Here is a 17,352-nt window from a genome sequence, read left to right as displayed (position 1 = left end):
TCTCGATTGTTGGGCAGCGGACCCGCAACGTCCGGTCGCCCACACCGCCGCACCGCCCCCGTGCCCCCTCACGAAGGCGACCGCCGTGCTCCTCGCGTACCCGTTCCGCCTCCTCGTCCCCCGCCGGGCGGCGCCGGAGGCCGCCGTCTCCGCGGCGGTGGCGCTGCTCGTCCTCGCCGGTGCCGCTGACCTGGTCCCGACCTCGGTGGTGATCGCGCTGGCCGGTGGCGCGGGTGCCACGCTCGCCGGGGTGCGGCTCTCCCGGCTGGCGACCCGCCGCCCCGCCGACGCGTCGCCCACCCCGGCGTCGCCCACCGAGGCGTCGCCCACCGAGCTGTCGCCCACCGAGCTGTCGCCCGCCGACCCGTCGACCGCCGAACCTTGGCGCGCCGACCCACCGCTTGGCGGGCCGACCGCAGCCCATCCGGCTGCCGGGATGCCCACGCCGGGCGTGGGGGCGTCCGGCGGGGTGCCGGCGGCACGTGCGGCCGGGCGAGCCGCCCGGCGGCGTGCGGCCCGGCGTGCGGTGGGCGTACTGCTCGACGCGGCGGTGGTGGCGGCCGGGCTCACCGCCGCCGTGCTGCCGCTGGCCGCCACCGGGCACCGGACCGCCACGCTGACCGGATTGCTGGTCTCGGCCGTCCTGTCCACGGCCGGACTGCGTCGGCTCCCCGGCCGGGCGCGGCCACCGGCCCGGGTCCGGCTGCGTCACCTGATCGAGGCGACCGGCCCGGCGGTGGGGCTGGCCCTCGCCGCCTGGCTGTTGCTGCCCCGCGACATCCTGCCGCTGCCCGGCCGGCTCGTCGCCGCCCTGGGGCTCGGCGGGCTGGGCATGGCCGCGCTCAGTGCGTTCACCGGCCCGCATCGGCGCTCGGGCGCCGCCATCTGCCGGGGTGGCGTTCTGCTCACCCTGGCCGGGCTGGCGCTGCTGGCGACCCTGCCGCCCGCGCCGGCCGGTCGGGCGGCACTGCTGGCCGTACCGCCACTGGTGCTCGGAATGCTGCTCACCGCGCTTGGCGCGGGCGACGCGACGGATGCGGGCGGTGTGCGGCCGGCGGCGGGTGAGCACGTGTCCGCCTGGCCCCGGTCGGTGCTCCCGGCGGCGTTGCTGCTGCTGGCGGCGGGTCTGCACCTGGGCGCCGGCCGTTCACCGGACCGGATGAGCGTGCTGCTGGCCGTGGCCGCGGTGCCGCCACTGGTGCTGCGTGAGCTGCTGCGCTCCGGTGACGCGGCCACCCCCGACCGCCGTGCCGCACACCGCCGGCGTGCCGGCCGCGCCGTCCGGCACCGCCGCGCGACCCGCTGGCTCGGCGGGCCGGACGACGGGCCGGCCACCTCGAACGGCGCCGGCTCGACCTGGCCGCCCGACGGCGAGGTGTCGTGGTCAGCGCTCAGCCCCCGGTCCGTGTCGGCTGGCGACGGTCCCGGCGACCGGGCGGCCCTGCTGGATGCCCTCGCCTCGATCGGCGACGTGCCGGCGCCGGCCGGCGCGCTGCTGCTGGTCGACCTGCACGGCGCGGACGGGATCGGCCCGGCGGCCAGGGAGGACCTGCTGGCCGAGGCGGTCCGCCGGGCCCGCGCGGTCGTCGCCCCCGGTGACCTGGTCGCCGGCTGCGCGGGTGCCGGCTTCGCGGTGGTCACCGCCGCCGGCCCGGTTGTGGCGTACGCGTTGGGCACCCGACTGCTGACCGCGCTCACCCCGCCCTACCGGCTGGCCGGGACGGTGCTGCGGGTGCAGGCGAGCATCGGGCTGGCCGAGGTGAGCGGCGCCGGGCCGGCGGACGTGCTCCGCCAGGCCGAGCTGGCCCGGCGGCGGGCCGTGCAGCTGGGCCGGGACCGGGTCGAGTGGTACGACGCGTTCCTCGAGGAGCAGCTCGTCCGCCGGCTCGACTTGGAACGTGAGCTGCCGGGTGCGGTGGCGCGCGGCGAGCTGGATCTGGTCTACCAGCCGGTGCTCGACCTGGCCAGCCGGCAGCCGGTGGGTGCCGAGGCGCTGCTGCGCTGGCGCAGCCCGGCGCTCGGCACGGTGCTCCCGGCCGAGCTGCTGCCGGTCGCGGAGGACCTGGACCTGGTCGGCGAGCTGGAGTGGTGGGTGCTGGACCGGGCCTGCCGCCAGTTGGCCGACTGGTCGGCGGGCACCCGCGAGCTGTGGATGGCGGTCAACGTCACCACCCGGGAGTTGACCACACCCGACTTCGTGCAGCGTGCCGCGGCCGTACTGGCCGCGTACGGGGTGTCGCCGGAGCGGCTGGTGGTGGAGGTGGCCGAGCCGAGGGTCGCCGCCGACCTGCCGACCGTGGTGGCCCGGCTGGCCGGCCTGCGGTCGCTGGGCGTGCGCACCGCGCTGGACGACTTCCGGGCCGAACACGCCTCGCTGGCTCAGTTGCGCCGGCTGCCGATCGACCTGCTCAAGGTGGGCCCGGAGCTGGTGGGCGCCCGACCGGACGGGCAGCCGCCGCTGATCGACGTGGTGGTCAACGTCGGCGAGCGGCTGGGGGTCGAGATCGTCGCCGAGGAGTTGGAGTCAACGGGCCAGGTCGAGGGGGCGCACCGGGCCGGCTGCCGGTACGGGCAGGGCTTCGCGCTGGCCCGCCCGGCGACGGCGGAGCGGGTCGAGGCGTACTTCGAGGAGTTTCCCGCGGCGTCCCGCTGACGACTCCCTGGGGTGAACCGGTTCACCTGTGGCGGGGCGGTGCGGTGCTGCCGCGCGGGGTGAGGTGCGGCGTCTCGTCCTGGACCCGGGCGGCGGGCTCTCCGGCGATGACGGCGAGAAGTTGCCGGGCGGCGTGCGCGCCGTACGCCGGGATGTCGCGGCCCAACGCGGTTAGTGACGGGTGCACCAGCCGGCAGAGCGGGGAGTCGTCCCAGGCCACGATGGACAGATCGCCCGGCACGGTGAGCCCCATCTCCTGGGCCACGGAGAGCCCGGCGATGGCCATCACGTCGTTGTCGTAGATGACCGCGGTGGGCCGTTGTGCGGAGCTGAGCAGGCGGCGGGTGGCTCGGCCGCCCTCCTCGCCGGTGTAGTCGGACCAGACGGTGGCCGCGTCGAACAGGCCGAGTCGCCGGCACACCGCCGCGAAGGCCTCGGTGCGGATCTCGGTGTGCCGCAGGTCGGGCAGGCCGCCGACCCGGGCGATGCGCCGATGCCCGAGCGCGACCAGGTACTCCACCGCCTCGGTCAGTGCGGCCGCGTCGTCGGACCAGACGCTGGCCAGGTCGCCGGTGCCGCCCGGCCCGCCGATCACCACCGCGGGTAGCTGGAGCTGTTCGAGAGCGGGGATGCGGTGGTCGTCGGTGCGTAGGTCGCAGACGAGTACGCCGTCCACCCGGCGTTCGCCCCACCAGCGTCGGTAGACCGCGATCTCGGCGTCCTGGTCGGCCACCACCTGCAGGGTCAGCGCGTACGAGCGGGCGGAGAGTTCGGCCTCGACGCCGCTGATCAACTCCATGAAGAAGGGCTCGATGCCCAGTATCCGGGCCGGCCGGCACAGGGCCAGGCCGACCGCCTCGGCGGTGGCGCCGGAGAGCGCCCGGGCGGCGCTGCTCGGGCTGAACCCGATCTCGGTGGCGATGGCCAGGATGCGCTGCCGGGTGGCCTCGGAGACGCCGGGCTGCCCGTTCAGCGCGTACGACACGGCGCCCTTGGACACCCCGGCGCGTCGGGCGACGTCGGCGATGGTCGGCCGCTTCACCGGCGTGCTCCTTTGCTGTCCGCCCCCACGGGCCGGGTCTTCTGGCCTGCCGTCACACGCTCGGCCCGGCCAGCGGGGCGCGGAGCGTGTCGGCGGCATCAACCTAGCGCAACCGGTGCCGGCGGCCGATGACCGGCGTCCACGTTCAACGTCGTCGCTCGGTGCGACGTGCTTGCACGGTTCAGCGTACCGATGGTTGCTCGATGTCGGGGTGGGGGCCGGCGCGCCGAGCTGCGGCGGAAGGCGTTCTACCACGCATGTTCGCGCTCCCACGGGTCCTTTAGAACGTCGGACGCGCATGTTGTAACAAGCCGTTGACACCCCTGGAACCGGCCCGTACGGTGGCCCCACTTATCCGGTTCAGTCAACGTCTCTCGATCCCGGGAGCGTTCCCATTTGCTCGGAGGATGCCATGAAACGGTCCTGGACCCGATGGGCCCGCGCCGTCGCCGCGGGCACGGTCGGCCTCGCGCTGGTCGCCGCGTGCAGCGGCAAGAGCGGGCAGGATTCCGGCGCGACGGACGGTCAGGTCACCCTGAAAATCAACTTCTGGGGCGACTTCGGCCTCCAGGACCTCAAGACGAAGTACGAGGCGGCCAACCCGAACGTCAAGATCCAGCTGAACTCCGGCGAGTACAACGCCCAGCACGAGGACCTGCAGAAGAAGCTGGTCGCCGGCTCCGGCGCGGCCGACATCGCGGCCATCGACGAGGGCTTCATGGTGCAGTTCCGCAGCCAGTCGGACAAGTTCGTCAACCTGCTGGACAAGGGTGCCGGCTCGTACGAGAGCAAGTACCTGCCCTGGAAGTGGAAGCAGTCGCTCTCCGCAGACGGCAAGACCCAGATCGGCCTCGGCACCGACACCGGCGGCCTGGCCATGTGCTACCGCACCGACCTGTTCAAGGCCGCCGGGCTGCCCACCGAGCGCGACCAGGTCTCCGCTCTCTGGCCCACCTGGGACAAGTTCATCGAGGTCGGCCAGCAGTACACCGGCAAGACCAACAAGAAGTTCATCGACGCTGGCAGCAACCTGTTCAACCCGATCCTCGGCCAGCAGCCGGTCGGCTTCTACAACGAGCAGGACCAGCTCCAGATGGAGCAGGGTCCGAAGATCGCCTTCGACTACACCATCAAGGCGATCCAGGCCGGCCTCTCCGCCAACCTGGCCAGCTTCCAGGCCGACTGGGACAAGGGCTTCACCAGCGGCTCCTTCGCCGTGCTCGCCTGCCCGGCGTGGATGCTCGGGCACATCAAGGACACCGCCCCCGGCACCGAGGGCAAGTGGGACATCGCCGCGGTGCCCGGTGGCGGCGGCAACTGGGGCGGCTCGTTCCTGACCATCCCCAAGCAGAGCAAGCACGTCGACGAGGCGTACAAGCTGCTGGAGTGGCTGGTGCAGCCGGAGCAGCAGATCGAGATCTTCAAGAAGGTCGGCAACCTGCCCTCGCAGCCGGCCCTCTACAGCGACCCGGCCATCGCCGACTTCACGAACCCGTTCTTCAGCAACGCGCCGGTCGGGCAGATCTTCCCGAAGATGGCGCAGGGCCTCACGCCGCAGTACCTGGGCAAGAAGAACGGGCCGACCCGGGTGGCGGTGGAGAACGTGCTGACCCGCGTGCAGAACAAGACCCTCAAGCCGGAGGCCGCCTGGGCCGAGGCGATCAAGGAAGCCGAGAAGGCCAGCAAGTCCTGAGCCGTCGGCGCGGGGGCGCGCCGGGCACCGTGCCGCCCCCGCGCCGCCCGCGCGCGTACCCCGTCTCTTCGGCCCTGGAGTGTCCCGATGTCCACCACCCGCGCCGCGCCCGCGTCGTCGGGCCGCCGAGCCGCCGCCGGGAGGCACGGCCACGGCACCGACCCGGACCACCGTCGACTCAGCTGGCGGGACCGGTTGTACCGCTTCGACATGCGCTACATGCCGTACGTATTGATCGCGCCCTTCTTCCTGATCTTCCTGGTCTTCGGGCTGTTCCCGCTCGTCTTCAACGGTGTCGTCGCGCTGCGTAACTATCGACTGGACGACCCGACGCTGACCGGCTGGGCCGGCCTGGCCAACTTCCGCCAGCTCTTCGGCGACGAGGATTTCTGGAACGCCCTCTACAACACCTTTGGCATCTTCCTGCTCTCGTCGGTGCCACAGCTGCTGCTCGCGTTGATCGTGGCCTCGCTGCTCAACCGCCGGCTGCGGGCGCAGACCTGGTGGCGGGTGGGCGTGCTGCTGCCGTACGTCACCCCGATCGTCGCCTCGACGATGGTGTTCAGCGTCTTCTTCTCCCGCGACTTCGGGATGGCCAACTGGGTGCTCGGCCTCTTCGGCATCGGCGGCGACGAACCGATCAACTGGCGGGCCGACAAGCTGCACGCCTGGATCGCCATCGCCACGATGGTCAACTGGAAGTGGATCGGCTACAACGCACTGCTCTACCTGGCCGCCATGCAGTCCATCCCGCGCGACGTCTACGAGGCCGCCGCGGTCGACGGGGCCGGCCCATGGCGGCAGCTCTGGCGGATCACCGTGCCGATGATCCAGCCGGTGATCGTCTTCACCGTCATCCTCTCCACCATCGGCGGGTTCCAGCTCTTCATCGAGCCGATGCTGTTCGACCTCAACTCCCAGGCCGCCACCGGCGGACCCAACGGCGAGTGGCAGACCATCGCCCAGCTGATCTACAAGGTCGGCTGGAAGGACCTGAACCTGGGCTACGCCGCCGCGATGAGCTGGGCGCTCTTCCTGATCATCCTGGTCGTGGCCGGGATCAACACGCTGCTGACCAACCGAATCTCCGGAGGGCGATCCAGGTGAGCGTCGTCGACACCGCACCGCCGCCGCCGGCGGTCACCACGAACCGCCGCAGGCGGGCCGCCCTGATGGGTCGCGCGCCGCAGGACACCCCGGCCGGCATCGGGACGTACCTACTGCTGGCCACCACCATGCTGTTCGCGGCGTTCCCGCTGTACTGGATGTTCGTCATCGCCACCAGCAACGACGAGGCACTGGCCCAGATCCCGCCCGCGGTGATCCCCGGCGACCGGTTCCTGGTCAACCTGGACGAGGTCTTCTCCCTCCAGGACGTGTACTTCGCCGCCTCGCTGATCAACAGCGTCATCGTCTCGACCGTGGTGACCGCCGCGATGCTGTTCTTCTGCTCGCTGGCCGGTTTCGCCTTCGCCAAGCTGCGCTTCGCCGGCAGCCGGTGGCTGATGCTGTTCGTGGTGCTCACCCTGACCGTGCCGAACCAGCTCGGCGTCGTCGCGCTCTACATCGTGATGGGCAAGCTGGGCTGGAACGGCACCCTCCTGGCGGTCATCGTGCCCGGCCTCGTCACCGCGTTCGGGGTCTTCTACATGCGGCAGTTCATCCTCAACACGGTCCCTGACGAGCTGGTCGAGTCGGCCCGGATGGACGGCGCCACGACGATGCGGGTCTACTGGAACATCGTCCTCCCGGCGATCCGGCCGGCCCTCGCGGTGCTCGGCCTGCTCACCTTCGTGTCCACCTGGAACGACTTCCAGTGGCCGCTGATCACCCTCGGCGGCACCGACTACCCGACCTCGATGGTCGCCATCTCCGACCTGGCCAGCGGCAACTACGTCATCTACCGGCGGGTGCTCGCCGGCGCGTTCGTGGCTACCATCCCCCTGCTGATCATGCTGTTCATCGGTGGACGCCAGATCGTCCGCGGAATCATGGAAGGTGCGGTGAAATCTTGAGCCGACAGGCACTCCACGACGGCTGGACCCTGCGGGCGGCGCCCGGAGCACAGGTCCCGGCGGAGATCGCCGACCGGTCCGTGCCGGCCACCGTGCCCGGCTGCGTGCACACCGACCTGCTCGACGCCGGCCTGATCCCCGACCCCTACCTCGACGACAACGAGGTGGCGCTGGCCTGGATCGGGCGCACCGACTGGAGCTACCGGACGAGTTTTCGCCGCCCACCGGGCGACCACGACCGGGTCGACCTGGTCTGCGCCGGCCTGGACACCGTCGCCACCCTCACCGTGAACGGTGTCGAGGTCGGCCGCACCGAGAACATGCACCGTGGCTACCGGTTCGACGTCCGCTCGCTGCTGCGGGACGGGGACAACGACCTGGTGGTCGCGTTCGACTCCGCCTACCGCTACGCCGAGGCGCAGCAGGAGCGGCTCGGCGACCGGCCCAACGCCTACCCGGAGCCGTTCCACTTCATCCGCAAGATGGCCTGCAACTTCGGCTGGGACTGGGGGCCGACGCTGGTCACCGCCGGCATCTGGCAGGAGATCGGCCTGCACGCCTGGTCCACCGCCCGGCTGGCCACCGTCCGCCCGTTGGTCACCCTGGCCGGCCGGGACGGGCGGGTCGAGCTGCACGTCGAGGTGGAGCGGGTCGCGGACGTCCCGCTGACCGTCCGCGCCACCGTCGCCGGCGCCCGCGCCGAGGTGGTCGTCCCGGCCGGGCAGCGCACGGCCGCGCTGACGCTCGCCGTCCGCGAGCCCACGCTGTGGTGGCCCCGGGGGTACGGCGAGCAGGCGCGCCATCTGCTGGAGGTCACCCTGCACGCGCCGGACGGCGACACCCTGGACAGTTGGTCCCGGCGGATCGGCTTCCGCTCGGTCCGGCTGGACACCACCCCCGACGAGCACGGCACCTCGTTCGCGCTGTCGGTCAACGACGTCCCGGTCTTCGTACGGGGGGTCAACTGGATCCCGGACGACGCTTTTCCCACCCGGATCACCCGGGAACGGCTGGCCGCGCGCTTCGACCAGGCCGCCGAGGCCAACATCAACCTGCTGCGGGTCTGGGGCGGTGGCCGGTACGAGTCGGCGGACTTCTACGACCTCGCCGACGAGCGCGGGCTGCTGGTCCAGCAGGACTTCCTGTTCGCCTGCGCCGCGTACCCGGAGGAGGAGCCGTTCGGCAGCGAGGTGGCCGCCGAGGCCGCCGAACAGGTCACCCGGCTGGCGCCGCACCCGTCGCTGGTGCTCTGGACCGGCAACAACGAGAACATCTGGGGCTGGCACGACTGGGACTGGCAGGAGGCCCTCGCCGGGCGCACCTGGGGGCGCGGCTACTACCTGGACGTCCTGCCCCGCATCGTCGGTGAGCTGGACCCCACTCGCCCGTACTGGCCGGGCAGCCCCTGGTCGGGCACCGAGGAGATCCACCCCAACGACCCGGCGCATGGCACCACACACATCTGGGACGTGTGGAACACCGACGACTACATCAAATACCGGGAGTACGTGCCCCGCTTCGTCGCCGAGTTCGGCTACCAGGGCCCGCCGGCGTACGCCACCCTGCGCCGGGCGCTGAGCGACGAACCCCTCGCCCACGACTCACCGGGCATGGCACACCACCAGAAGGCCGCCGACGGGGACGCGAAGCTCCAGCGGGGCCTGGACGCGCACCTGCCCGCCCCGGCGGACTTCGACGACTGGCACTACCTGACGCAGCTCAACCAGGCCCGGGCGATCCAGCTCGGAGTGGAGCACTTCCGCTCGCACCGGGACGTCTGCGCCGGCACCATCGTCTGGCAGCTCAACGACTGCTGGCCGGTCACCTCCTGGTCGGCCGTCGACGGCGACGGCCGGCGCAAACCCCTGTGGTACGCGCTACGCCACGCGTACGCGGACCGGCTGCTCACCGTCCAGCCCCGTGACGAGGGCCTGGCGCTTGTAGCGGTGAACGACGGCGGCACGCCCTGGCGGACGTCGGCCTCGGTGACCCGGCTGACCGTCGCGGGTGAGCCCCGGGCGAAGACGACGATGGAGCTGGACGTCCCCGCATACTCGGCGGTGACGCTGGCGCTGCCGGCGGAGCTGGCCGATGCGGAGGAGACCCGGCGGGAGCTGCTGGTCGCCGAGGCGGGGGAGAGCGCCGAACGGGCGCTTTGGTTCTTCGCCGAGGACCGGGACGTCGACTGGCCGGCCGCGGCCTGGGACGCGACGGTGGAGCCGGTCGACGGCGGGCAGCGGGTCCGGGTCACGGCCCGCACGGTGCTGCGTGACCTGACTCTCTTCCCGGACCGTCTGGACCCGTCGGCGTCCGTGGACAGGGCGCTCGTCACCCTGCTGCCCGGCGAGTCGGTCACCCTCACGGTGCGCGCCGACGCCCCCCTCAACGAGCAAGCGCTAACCACCCGCCCAGTCCTCCGCACCGTCAACGACATCTGAAAGGAAGGGCCCCTTCTTAACGCCTCCGGTAGAGGAGGGGTCCCTTCTTAACAACGGGGGCGGACCGTCGGACGCTCGCACCTCAGCGATTGAAGACTTCTTCAAGTGCTAAAGTCTTCGCATCGATCCGGGGAGGGTGTTCATGTCGGTCCCGCTGTACCAGGCGAAGGCGGAACTCTTCCGCACCCTCGGGCACCCGGTGCGCATCCGGGTCCTCGAACTGCTCCAGGACGGCCCGAAACCGGTCCGTGACCTGCTCGCCGTGATCGAGGTCGAGGCGTCCAACCTCTCCCAGCAGCTCGCCGTGCTGCGCCGCGCCGGAATGGTCACCTCACACCGCGACGGCCCCCTCGTCATGTACGCGCTCAGCACCCCGGACGTGGCCGACCTGCTGGCCGCCGGGCGGCGGATCCTCGGCGCGGTCCTCACCGACCGGGATGGCCTCCTCGACGAGCTGCGCGCCACCGGCGGGGACAGGTGAGCGGCGCCATTCCTGTCGTCCGCGAGCGGCTACTCGGGCTGCTGCCCGGCCGGGCCGATTGGGCGGCCGTCCACCGCTCACCGCGCCGGGACCTCCTGGCCGGGCTCACCGTGGCGGTGGTGGCGCTGCCGCTGGCCCTGGCGTTCGGCGTCACCTCCGGGCTGGGCGCCCAGGCCGGGCTGATCACCGCCGTGATCGCCGGCGCGGTGGCCGCCGTCTTCGGCGGCTCCAACCTCCAGGTCTCCGGGCCGACCGGGGCGATGACCGTGGTGCTGGTGCCGGTGGTGCAGCAGTTCGGAGCCACCGGCGTGCTCATGGTCGGGGCGATGGCCGGCCTGGTGCTGATCGCGCTCGCCGTGGCCCGCCTGGGCCGGTACGTCCGCTACCTGCCCACTCCGGTGCTGGAGGGGTTCACCGCCGGCATCGCCGTGGTCATCGCCCTGCAACAGGTGCCCGCCGCGCTCGGCGTCACCGACGCCCACGGGGAGAAGGTCTGGGCCGTCGCCGCCGACGCGGTCGCCCGTTTCGTCGTACACCCGCGGCCGGTCGCGCTCGCGGTGGCCCTCGCCGTCGCGGCGCTGATGCTGCTGGGCGCCCGGTGGCGACCCGGCCTGCCGTTCTCGCTGCTCGGCGTGGCAGCGGCCACCGTCCTCGCCGAGATCGTCCCGGTCGACCTGGTCCGGATCGGCGCGCTGCCGCAGGGCCTGCCCGCCCCCTCGCTCGGCTTCCTCGACCTCGGCGCGCTCGGCGTGCTGCTGCCCAGCGCGCTCGCCGTCGCCGCGCTCGCCGCCCTGGAGAGCCTGCTCTCCGCCACGGTCGCCGATGGCATGACGGTCGGTGAACGGCACGACCCGGACCGGGAGCTGTTCGGTCAGGGGCTGGCCAACCTCGCGGCCCCGCTCTTCGGCGGCATCCCGGCGACCGCCGCCATCGCCCGTACGGCGGTCAACGTCCGCGCCGGGGCGGCCTCGAAGCTGGCCGCCCTCACCCACGCCGTCGCCCTCGCGGCGATCGTGCTGGCCGCCGCGCCGTTGGTCGGCCGGATCCCGCTCGCCGCCCTGGCCGGGGTGCTGCTGGCCACCACGGTCCGCATGGTGGAGGCCGGGTCGCTGTGGGCGTTGGCGCGGGCCACCCGGGGCGACGCCGTCGTGCTGGTGCTCACCTTCGCCGTCACCGTGATCTGGGACCTCGTCACCGCCGTCGCGGTCGGCGTCGGCGTCGCCGTGGTGCTCGCCCTACGCGCGGTGGCCCGCAGCGCCCGGCTGGAACAGGTGCCCCTCGACCCCGAGGAACACAGCGCCGAGGAGTACGCGCTGCTCAGCGAACACATCGTCGCGTACCGGCTGGACGGGCCGCTCTTCTTCGCCGCGGCCCACACCTTCCTTCTCGAACTGTCCGAGGTCGCCGACGTCCGTGTCGTCATCCTGCGGATGTCCCGGGTGACCACCATGGACGCCACCGGCGCGCACGTCCTCGGCGACGCGATCCGACGGCTACGCGGACGCGGGATCACCGTCCTGCTCTCCGGCATCACCCCCGCCCACGACCAGGTCCTCGCCACCCTCGGAGTGGCCGACGACCTGCGCCGCGAGGGGCTGGTCTTCTCCGATACCCCGGCGGCGATCCGGCACGCCCGCGGGGCTGCGCTGCCCGTGACCGGCGGCCCGGCCGGCCGGACGTGACGGTTGAGAAGTGCGACCGGGGCCGGTGCGGGTAGGGCAGCCCGCCCCGCTACGGCATGATCTACCGCCGTGGCCGTCGCCTCACAACGCGGCCGACCGAAGAGGCGAAGACAGACGTCTCGCCCAGGCGGTACCCCGGGGAGCGCAAATGATCACCGAACATGTCCGAGACGCGGCGGCGACGGCGTTCGTCTTCGGCTTCTTCGCCACCAGCTGGTTCGGCTGGGCGCAGGAGGCGCCCCCGAAGAGGTGGCGGCCGGTGCTCATCGTCGGTTCGGTTCTCGCGCTGCTCACGGCGGCCGCCGGGGCCCTGCTCGCCTGGCGTCACTGGTCGGACGGTACGGCGTTCGACGCCGACACCAGCCCCACCTTCGGCATCGTCGTCGGCATCGAGTTCGCCGCCGCCGCGCTCGGTGCCGGGCTGCTCGCCCTGCTGCGGCGTCGTGAGCTGACCGCCCCCTGGATCGCCCTCGTCGTGGGCGTGCACCTCTTCCCGGTCGCGGCGCTGATCGACTACCCGTTGATTCACCTGGTCGCCGCGCTCGTCACCGTGGTGGCGGTCGCGGCCGTCCCGGTGGCCCGGGCACGCGCCGTGGCGGTGAGCGCGGTGGTCGGGCTCGGCACCGGCGGCGTGCTCCTGGCAGCGGCGGTGTCCTCGCTGCTCATCGCCCTGTTGGCCTACTGAGGCCGGTCGCCGTCCGCTGACACGCGCGAGCGGCGGGTCTGAAGGAAATTCCTCCAGGCCCGCCGCTCGTCGAAACCCGCTGCCGGTCAGGCCCGGGCGGCGGCGAGCACCTGGCCGACCAGGCTGCCGGACGTGCCCGACCGCTCGTACTCGGGCCGGCTCAGGCTGCCACCCATCAGCGGTGCCGGGTTGCGATGCACGGCCGGGCTGTCCGAGCTGACCAGGGCCGCGAAGTGGTACTCGTCGGCGCCGGTCGCCTCGACGATCCGGACGATGTTGCGCGGGGTGATGCCGCCACCCGGCATGATGACGATCCGCCCGGCGGCCCGGCGGACCAGGTCGGCGATGAGCGGAGCACCCTCCAGCACGCTGACCTCCTGACCCGACGTGAGCACCCGGTGCACGCCCAACTCGATCAGCTGCTCCAGCGCCGCGTGCGGGTCGCGGGTCATGTCGAACGCACGGTGGAAGGTGATGCTGGCGTCGCCGGCGGCGGTGATCAGGCGACGGGTGGTCGGCACGTCGACGTCACCCTCGGCGGTCAACGCGCCGATCACAATGCCGTGCGCGCCGGCCGCGACCGCGGCCCGCACATCCCGCTCCATCGCCTCGATCTCGAACGGCGAGTAGATGAAGTCGCCGGCCCGGGGCCGGACGATCACATGCACCCGGATCCGGGTGACGGCGCGCAGGGCCGTCTCGATGGTGCCCAGGCTGGGGGTCAGTCCACCGTCGAAGAGCGCGGAGCACAGCTCCACCCGGTCGGCGCCGGCCTCCTCGGCGGCTACCGCCCCCTCGACGCTGTCGATGCAGATCTCGAATGTGCTCATGACTCTTCCTTTTCGGTGCGAGACGATGCCGCTTCGGTACGAGACGATGCCGCGGTCCAATCGATGGCGGCGGTGACGGCGCCGACCGGTTCGCCGCCGCCGAGCACCGGTACCCGACGCAGCGCGTCGGCCCCATCCACCGGTACGCCCACGGCGTCGAGCGCGGCGAGCGCGATGACGGTGGTGGCGCGGGGTGACCCGTCGATCGCCTTCACCGCCACGGCGTGACCGTCCGGGGTGGCCAGCGCGAGCACGCCCTCGGCCCCGCCCTTGGCGAGTACGCCGGGTAGCGCCCGCATCAGGTCGGTGTTCGAGTGCCCGCGCCACCCACCCACGTACTCCGGGTGTTGGCGCATTGCCTGCGCGACCAGCGCCTCGTCGGTCCCAGCGGGCGCCGTGACCAACGCCTGGAACGTGCGGGCCAGGCCGGTCAGTGGCAGGCCGAACAGTGGCGCGCCGCAGCCGTCGACCGCGTGGTGCGCGATGGGCGTGCCGGCCAGCCGGGCGACGGTCGCGGCGGTCTCCCGCTGCAGCGGGTGATCGGGGTCGAGGTAGTCGTGTGTGCTCCAGGACCGGGCGACGCAGGCGACCAGCATCGCGGCGTGCTTGCCGGAGCAGTTCATCCGGATCCGGTCGCGCTGCCCGCCAGCGCGAATCAGCCGGTCCCGGGTCAGTTCGTCCTCCGGCCAGTCCACCGGGCAGCCGAGGGCGTCCTCGGTCAGGCCAGCGCCGGCCAGCATCGCCCGGACCACCTCGACGTGCCGGTCGTCGCCGGTGTGGCTGCCGGCGGCGAGCGCCAGCGCCGGGCCGGTCAGCGGGTCGGCGCCGTCAAGGCCGGGGGCCGCCGCGACCCGGCAGGCCAACGCCTGCGCCGGCTTCAGGGTGGAGCGGCGGAGCACCGGTTCGTCGGGTACGCCGGCGGCGAGGACGACCTCGCCGTCCGGGGCGAGCACGACGACGCTGCCGTAGTGCCTGCTCTCGACAAAGCCGTTGCGAACGACCCGGGCCAGTTCGGCATATCGGGCAGCGGTCACCGGGTGCTGCTCCCTTCGATGAGTGGTGGGGGCAGGTCTGCGTTGCCTCGTCCACGTCGGCCGCCGAAGCGGCCGTTGCGGGCCTGAAGGACGCGGGCGAACTTCGACAGCGAGGCGTTGACCACCAGATAGATCAGCGCCACCACCAGGAACGTCTGGATCAGTAGGTGGGTGTACGAGGAGAGCACCTGCCCGCTGTAGAGCAGCTCGGTGTAGCTGACCACCAAGCCGAGCGAGGTGTCCTTGAGCAACCCGACCAGTTGGCTGACCAGGGACGGGGTGAGCTGGAGCAGCGCCTGGGGCAGGACCACCAGCGCCATCACCTGTCCGCGGCGCAGCCCGACGGCGAGGCCGGCCTCGGTCTGTCCACGGTCCAGGGCCAGGATGCCGGACCGGAAGATCTCTCCGAACGCCGCCCCAGGGGTCGGCCGGGGACATCAGTCACTGCCGGGTGGTAGCTGACCCCGCGCCGGCGTGCAGCTGCGGCAATGCCGGCTGCCTGGAGGCGGTGGCCAGCGGCGCCGCCCTGGTCACCGCGCTACGCGACCAGGGAGTCCCGGTCTCCGACCTGACCGGGGTCATCCGCCTGATCGACGACGGCGACCGCCACGCCACGGCGCTCGCCCGGCAGGCCGGCCGGGCTATCGGCGAGATCCTGGCCGTCGTGGTCAACTTCTTCAACCCGCAGGTGGTGGCCATCGGCGGCCGACTCGCCGACTGTGAACCGCTGCTGGCCAGCATGCGGGCCACCCTCTACGAGCGGTGCCTGCCACTGGCCACCCAGACCCTGCTCATCGAGCGGGTCACCACCGGCCAGGACGTCGGCATCACCGGCGCCGCCCACCTGGTGATCGACCACGTCGTCGCGGCCAGCTGACTCGCTCGCGTGTTGATCACACGGTGTGCCCCCGGGCCTACTCGGGGACGCGGCGGTAGGCGCCGTCGCTGGCCGAGGTGGCCATCGAGGCGTACGCGCGCAGCGCCGCCGACACCGGCCGCTGCCGGTCGGTCGGGGTGTACGGCTTGTCGCGCTTCTCCTCGGCCACCCGTCGCGCCTCCAGTTCTTCGGCGGGCACGTTCAGCTCGATGGACCGGCCCGGGATGTCGATGACGACCTCGTCGCCGTCGCGGACCAGGGCGATCAGCCCGCCGGAGGCGGCCTCGGGGGAGACGTGCCCGATGGAGAGCCCGGAGGTGCCGCCGGAGAACCGGCCGTCGGTGAGCAGCGCACAGGATCGGCCCAGCCCACGTCCCTTGAGGAACGAGGTGGGGTAGAGCATCTCCTGCATGCCGGGGCCGCCCTTGGGCCCCTCGTACCGGATCACCACGACGTCTCCCGCGACCACCTGCTTGGCGAGGATCGCGGTCACCGCGTCGTCCTGCGACTCGTAGACCTTGGCCGGGCCGCGGAAGGTCAGGCAGTCGTCGGGCACGCCGGCGGTCTTCACCACGCTGCCTTCCGGCGCCAGGTTGCCGTGCAGGATGGCCAGCCCGCCGTCGGCGGAGTAGGCGTGCTCGCGGTCCCGGATGCAGCCACCGGCCGCGTCGGTGTCCAGCGACGACCACCGGTTGGTGGTGGAGAACGGCTCGACGGTGCGCACCCCGCCGGGGGCGGCGTGGAACAGCTCGACCGCGGTCGGTGTCGGCGAGCCGCCGCGCACGTCCCAGTCGGTCAGCCACTGCGCCAGCGAGGGGGAGTGCACGGCGTGCACGTCCCGGTTGAGCTGCCCGGCCCGGTCCAGTTCGCCGAGGATCGCGGGGATGCCGCCGGCCCGGTGCACGTCCTCCATGTGGTACATCGGCGAGTTCGGCGCGACCTTGGCCAGGCAGGGCACCCGCCGGGAGATCGCGTCGATGTCGGCGACACCGAAGTCCATCTCCGCCTCACGGGCGGCGGCGAGCAGGTGCAGCACCGTGTTGGTGGAGCCGCCCATCGCCACGTCCAGGGCGACCGCGTTCTCGAACGCGGCCTTGGAGGCGACCGTGCGGGGCAGGACCGAGTCGTCGTCGCCGTCGTACCAGCGCTTGGCGATCTCCACGACGGTGCGGCCGGCCTCGACGAAGAGCGACCGGCGCGCGGCGTGGGTGGCGAGCGTCGAGCCGTTGCCGGGCAGCGCCAGCCCGATCGCCTCGGTGAGGCAGTTCATCGAGTTGGCGGTGAACATGCCGGAGCACGAGCCGCAGGTGGGGCAGGCGGAGCGCTCGATCTCGCCGAGCTGGTCGTCGGTGACCGCCTCGTTCGAGGAGGCGATCATCGCGTCGATCAGGTCGATCTTGCTGTGCACGACGCCCTCGATCGCCATCGTCTTGCCGGCCTCCATCGGGCCACCGGAGACGAAGACGGTCGGAATGTTGAGCCGCAGCGCGGCCAGCAGCATGCCGGGCGTGATCTTGTCGCAGTTCGAGATGCAGACCAGGGCGTCCGCGCAGTGCGCGTTGACCATGTATTCCACCGCGTCGGCGATCAGCTCGCGGCTGGGCAGCGAGTAGAGCATGCCGCCGTGGCCCATCGCGATGCCGTCGTCGACCGCGATGGTGTTGAACTCCCGCCCCACCCCGCCGGCCTCGGCCACCGCGTCGGCGACCAGGCCGCCCATGTCCTTGAGGTGTACGTGACCCGGCACGAACTGGGTGAAACTGTTCGCGATGGCGACGATCGGCTTGCCGAAATCGTCGTCGGTCATCCCGGTGGCCCGCCACAGGGCCCGGGCGCCGGCCATCGTCCGACCGTGTGTGGAGGTCCTCGACCGCAGCTCAGGCATGCGTACCAGCATGACACCGCCGGGGCGCCGGCCGTCC

13 protein-coding genes and 1 pseudogene are annotated in these 17,352 nt (G+C 72.4%); 9 read left to right on the top strand and 5 right to left on the bottom strand.

The window, feature by feature from the left end:
- The first annotated feature begins 85 nt into the window (after positions 1–85).
- Positions 86–2,653 carry an EAL domain-containing protein gene (locus ABZU69_RS26375; protein ID WP_354967004.1) on the top strand — a complete coding sequence of 856 codons (2,568 nt, stop codon included), beginning with the start codon at positions 86–88 and terminating at the stop codon, positions 2,651–2,653.
- Between the two features lie 22 nt (positions 2,654–2,675).
- Here the strand turns inward: ABZU69_RS26375 and ABZU69_RS26370 are convergent, their stop codons facing one another.
- Positions 2,676–3,695 (bottom strand): LacI family DNA-binding transcriptional regulator, encoded by a 1,020-nt coding sequence (locus tag ABZU69_RS26370; protein WP_354967003.1) that lies wholly within the window; start codon positions 3,693–3,695, stop codon positions 2,676–2,678.
- Positions 3,696–4,107: 412 nt separating this feature from the next.
- On the opposite strand from ABZU69_RS26370, the gene ABZU69_RS26365 reads away from it, so the two are divergent.
- From ABZU69_RS26365 to ABZU69_RS26335, 7 genes are all read left to right on the top strand, one after another.
- Positions 4,108–5,388 (top strand): extracellular solute-binding protein, encoded by a 1,281-nt coding sequence (locus tag ABZU69_RS26365; RefSeq protein ID WP_354967002.1) that lies wholly within the window; start codon positions 4,108–4,110, stop codon positions 5,386–5,388.
- 87 nt (positions 5,389–5,475) lie between these two features.
- Complete coding sequence (locus ABZU69_RS26360; protein ID WP_354967001.1) at positions 5,476–6,495, top strand: sugar ABC transporter permease; 1,020 nt, start codon at positions 5,476–5,478, stop codon at positions 6,493–6,495.
- 65 nt (positions 6,496–6,560) lie between these two features.
- Positions 6,561–7,403 carry a carbohydrate ABC transporter permease gene (locus ABZU69_RS26355; RefSeq protein WP_089021695.1) on the top strand — a complete coding sequence of 281 codons (843 nt, stop codon included), beginning with the start codon at positions 6,561–6,563 and terminating at the stop codon, positions 7,401–7,403.
- Complete coding sequence (locus ABZU69_RS26350) at positions 7,400–9,841, top strand: glycoside hydrolase family 2 protein (protein WP_354967000.1); 2,442 nt, start codon at positions 7,400–7,402, stop codon at positions 9,839–9,841. The genes ABZU69_RS26355 and ABZU69_RS26350 overlap by 4 nt, the downstream gene beginning before the upstream one ends.
- Positions 9,842–9,983: 142 nt before the next feature.
- The gene (locus ABZU69_RS26345) at positions 9,984–10,322 is read left to right on the top strand and encodes a metalloregulator ArsR/SmtB family transcription factor (RefSeq protein ID WP_074317640.1); all 339 of its coding nucleotides are present in this window, start codon (positions 9,984–9,986) and stop codon (positions 10,320–10,322) included.
- Positions 10,319–12,004 carry a SulP family inorganic anion transporter gene (locus ABZU69_RS26340; RefSeq protein WP_354966999.1) on the top strand — a complete coding sequence of 562 codons (1,686 nt, stop codon included), beginning with the start codon at positions 10,319–10,321 and terminating at the stop codon, positions 12,002–12,004. Before ABZU69_RS26345 ends, ABZU69_RS26340 begins: the two co-directional genes overlap by 4 nt.
- Positions 12,005–12,152: 148 nt before the next feature.
- A complete protein-coding gene (locus tag ABZU69_RS26335) occupies positions 12,153–12,689 on the top strand; it encodes a hypothetical protein (RefSeq protein WP_354966998.1) in 537 nt (178 codons plus the stop codon).
- A gap of 86 nt (positions 12,690–12,775) precedes the next feature.
- On the opposite strand, the gene ABZU69_RS26330 is transcribed toward ABZU69_RS26335, so the two are convergent.
- Genes ABZU69_RS26330 through ABZU69_RS26320 form a run of 3 tightly spaced genes read right to left on the bottom strand, consistent with a single transcriptional unit; the run spans position 12,776 to position 14,954 of the window.
- Positions 12,776–13,519: a copper homeostasis protein CutC gene (locus tag ABZU69_RS26330; RefSeq protein ID WP_354966997.1), complete on the bottom strand. Its 744-nt coding sequence runs from the start codon at positions 13,517–13,519 to the stop codon at positions 12,776–12,778.
- Positions 13,516–14,553 carry an asparaginase gene (locus ABZU69_RS26325; protein ID WP_354966996.1) on the bottom strand — a complete coding sequence of 346 codons (1,038 nt, stop codon included), beginning with the start codon at positions 14,551–14,553 and terminating at the stop codon, positions 13,516–13,518. Before ABZU69_RS26325 ends, ABZU69_RS26330 begins: the two co-directional genes overlap by 4 nt.
- Complete coding sequence (locus ABZU69_RS26320) at positions 14,550–14,954, bottom strand: ABC transporter permease subunit (protein ID WP_354967064.1); 405 nt, start codon at positions 14,952–14,954, stop codon at positions 14,550–14,552. Before ABZU69_RS26320 ends, ABZU69_RS26325 begins: the two co-directional genes overlap by 4 nt.
- Between ABZU69_RS26320 and ABZU69_RS26315 the strand changes: the two are divergent.
- Positions 14,936–15,430: pseudogene (locus tag ABZU69_RS26315) on the top strand (ROK family protein); the annotation flags it as partial. The gene ABZU69_RS26320 and the pseudogene ABZU69_RS26315 sit on opposite strands and share 19 nt — an antisense overlap.
- Before the next feature lie 37 nt (positions 15,431–15,467).
- Here ABZU69_RS26315 and ilvD read toward each other — a convergent pair.
- On the bottom strand, positions 15,468–17,315 hold the full coding sequence (gene ilvD, locus ABZU69_RS26310; RefSeq protein WP_354966995.1) for a dihydroxy-acid dehydratase: 1,848 nt from the start codon (positions 17,313–17,315) through the stop codon (positions 15,468–15,470).
- Positions 17,316–17,352 lie beyond the last annotated feature (37 nt).

It is taken from the genome of Micromonospora sp. NPDC005206, from assembly GCF_040608175.1.
GTDB lineage: Bacteria > Actinomycetota > Actinomycetes > Mycobacteriales > Micromonosporaceae > Micromonospora.
This window is presented reverse-complemented; position numbering and strand designations above follow the sequence as displayed.

Excerpts from the sequence above, each read along its gene's own strand:
- ABZU69_RS26365 (WP_354967002.1), top strand. The coding sequence starts at position 4,108 with ATGAAACGGTCCTGGACCCGATGGGCCCGCGCCGTCGCCGCGGGCACG.
- ABZU69_RS26360 (WP_354967001.1), top strand. The coding sequence starts at position 5,476 with ATGTCCACCACCCGCGCCGCGCCCGCGTCGTCGGGCCGCCGAGCCGCC.
- ABZU69_RS26355 (WP_089021695.1), top strand. The coding sequence starts at position 6,561 with ATGGGTCGCGCGCCGCAGGACACCCCGGCCGGCATCGGGACGTACCTA.
- ABZU69_RS26345 (WP_074317640.1), top strand. The coding sequence starts at position 9,984 with ATGTCGGTCCCGCTGTACCAGGCGAAGGCGGAACTCTTCCGCACCCTC.
- ABZU69_RS26335 (WP_354966998.1), top strand. The coding sequence starts at position 12,153 with ATGATCACCGAACATGTCCGAGACGCGGCGGCGACGGCGTTCGTCTTC.
- ABZU69_RS26330 (WP_354966997.1), bottom strand. The coding sequence starts at position 13,519 with ATGAGCACATTCGAGATCTGCATCGACAGCGTCGAGGGGGCGGTAGCC.
- ilvD (WP_354966995.1), bottom strand. The coding sequence starts at position 17,315 with ATGCCTGAGCTGCGGTCGAGGACCTCCACACACGGTCGGACGATGGCC.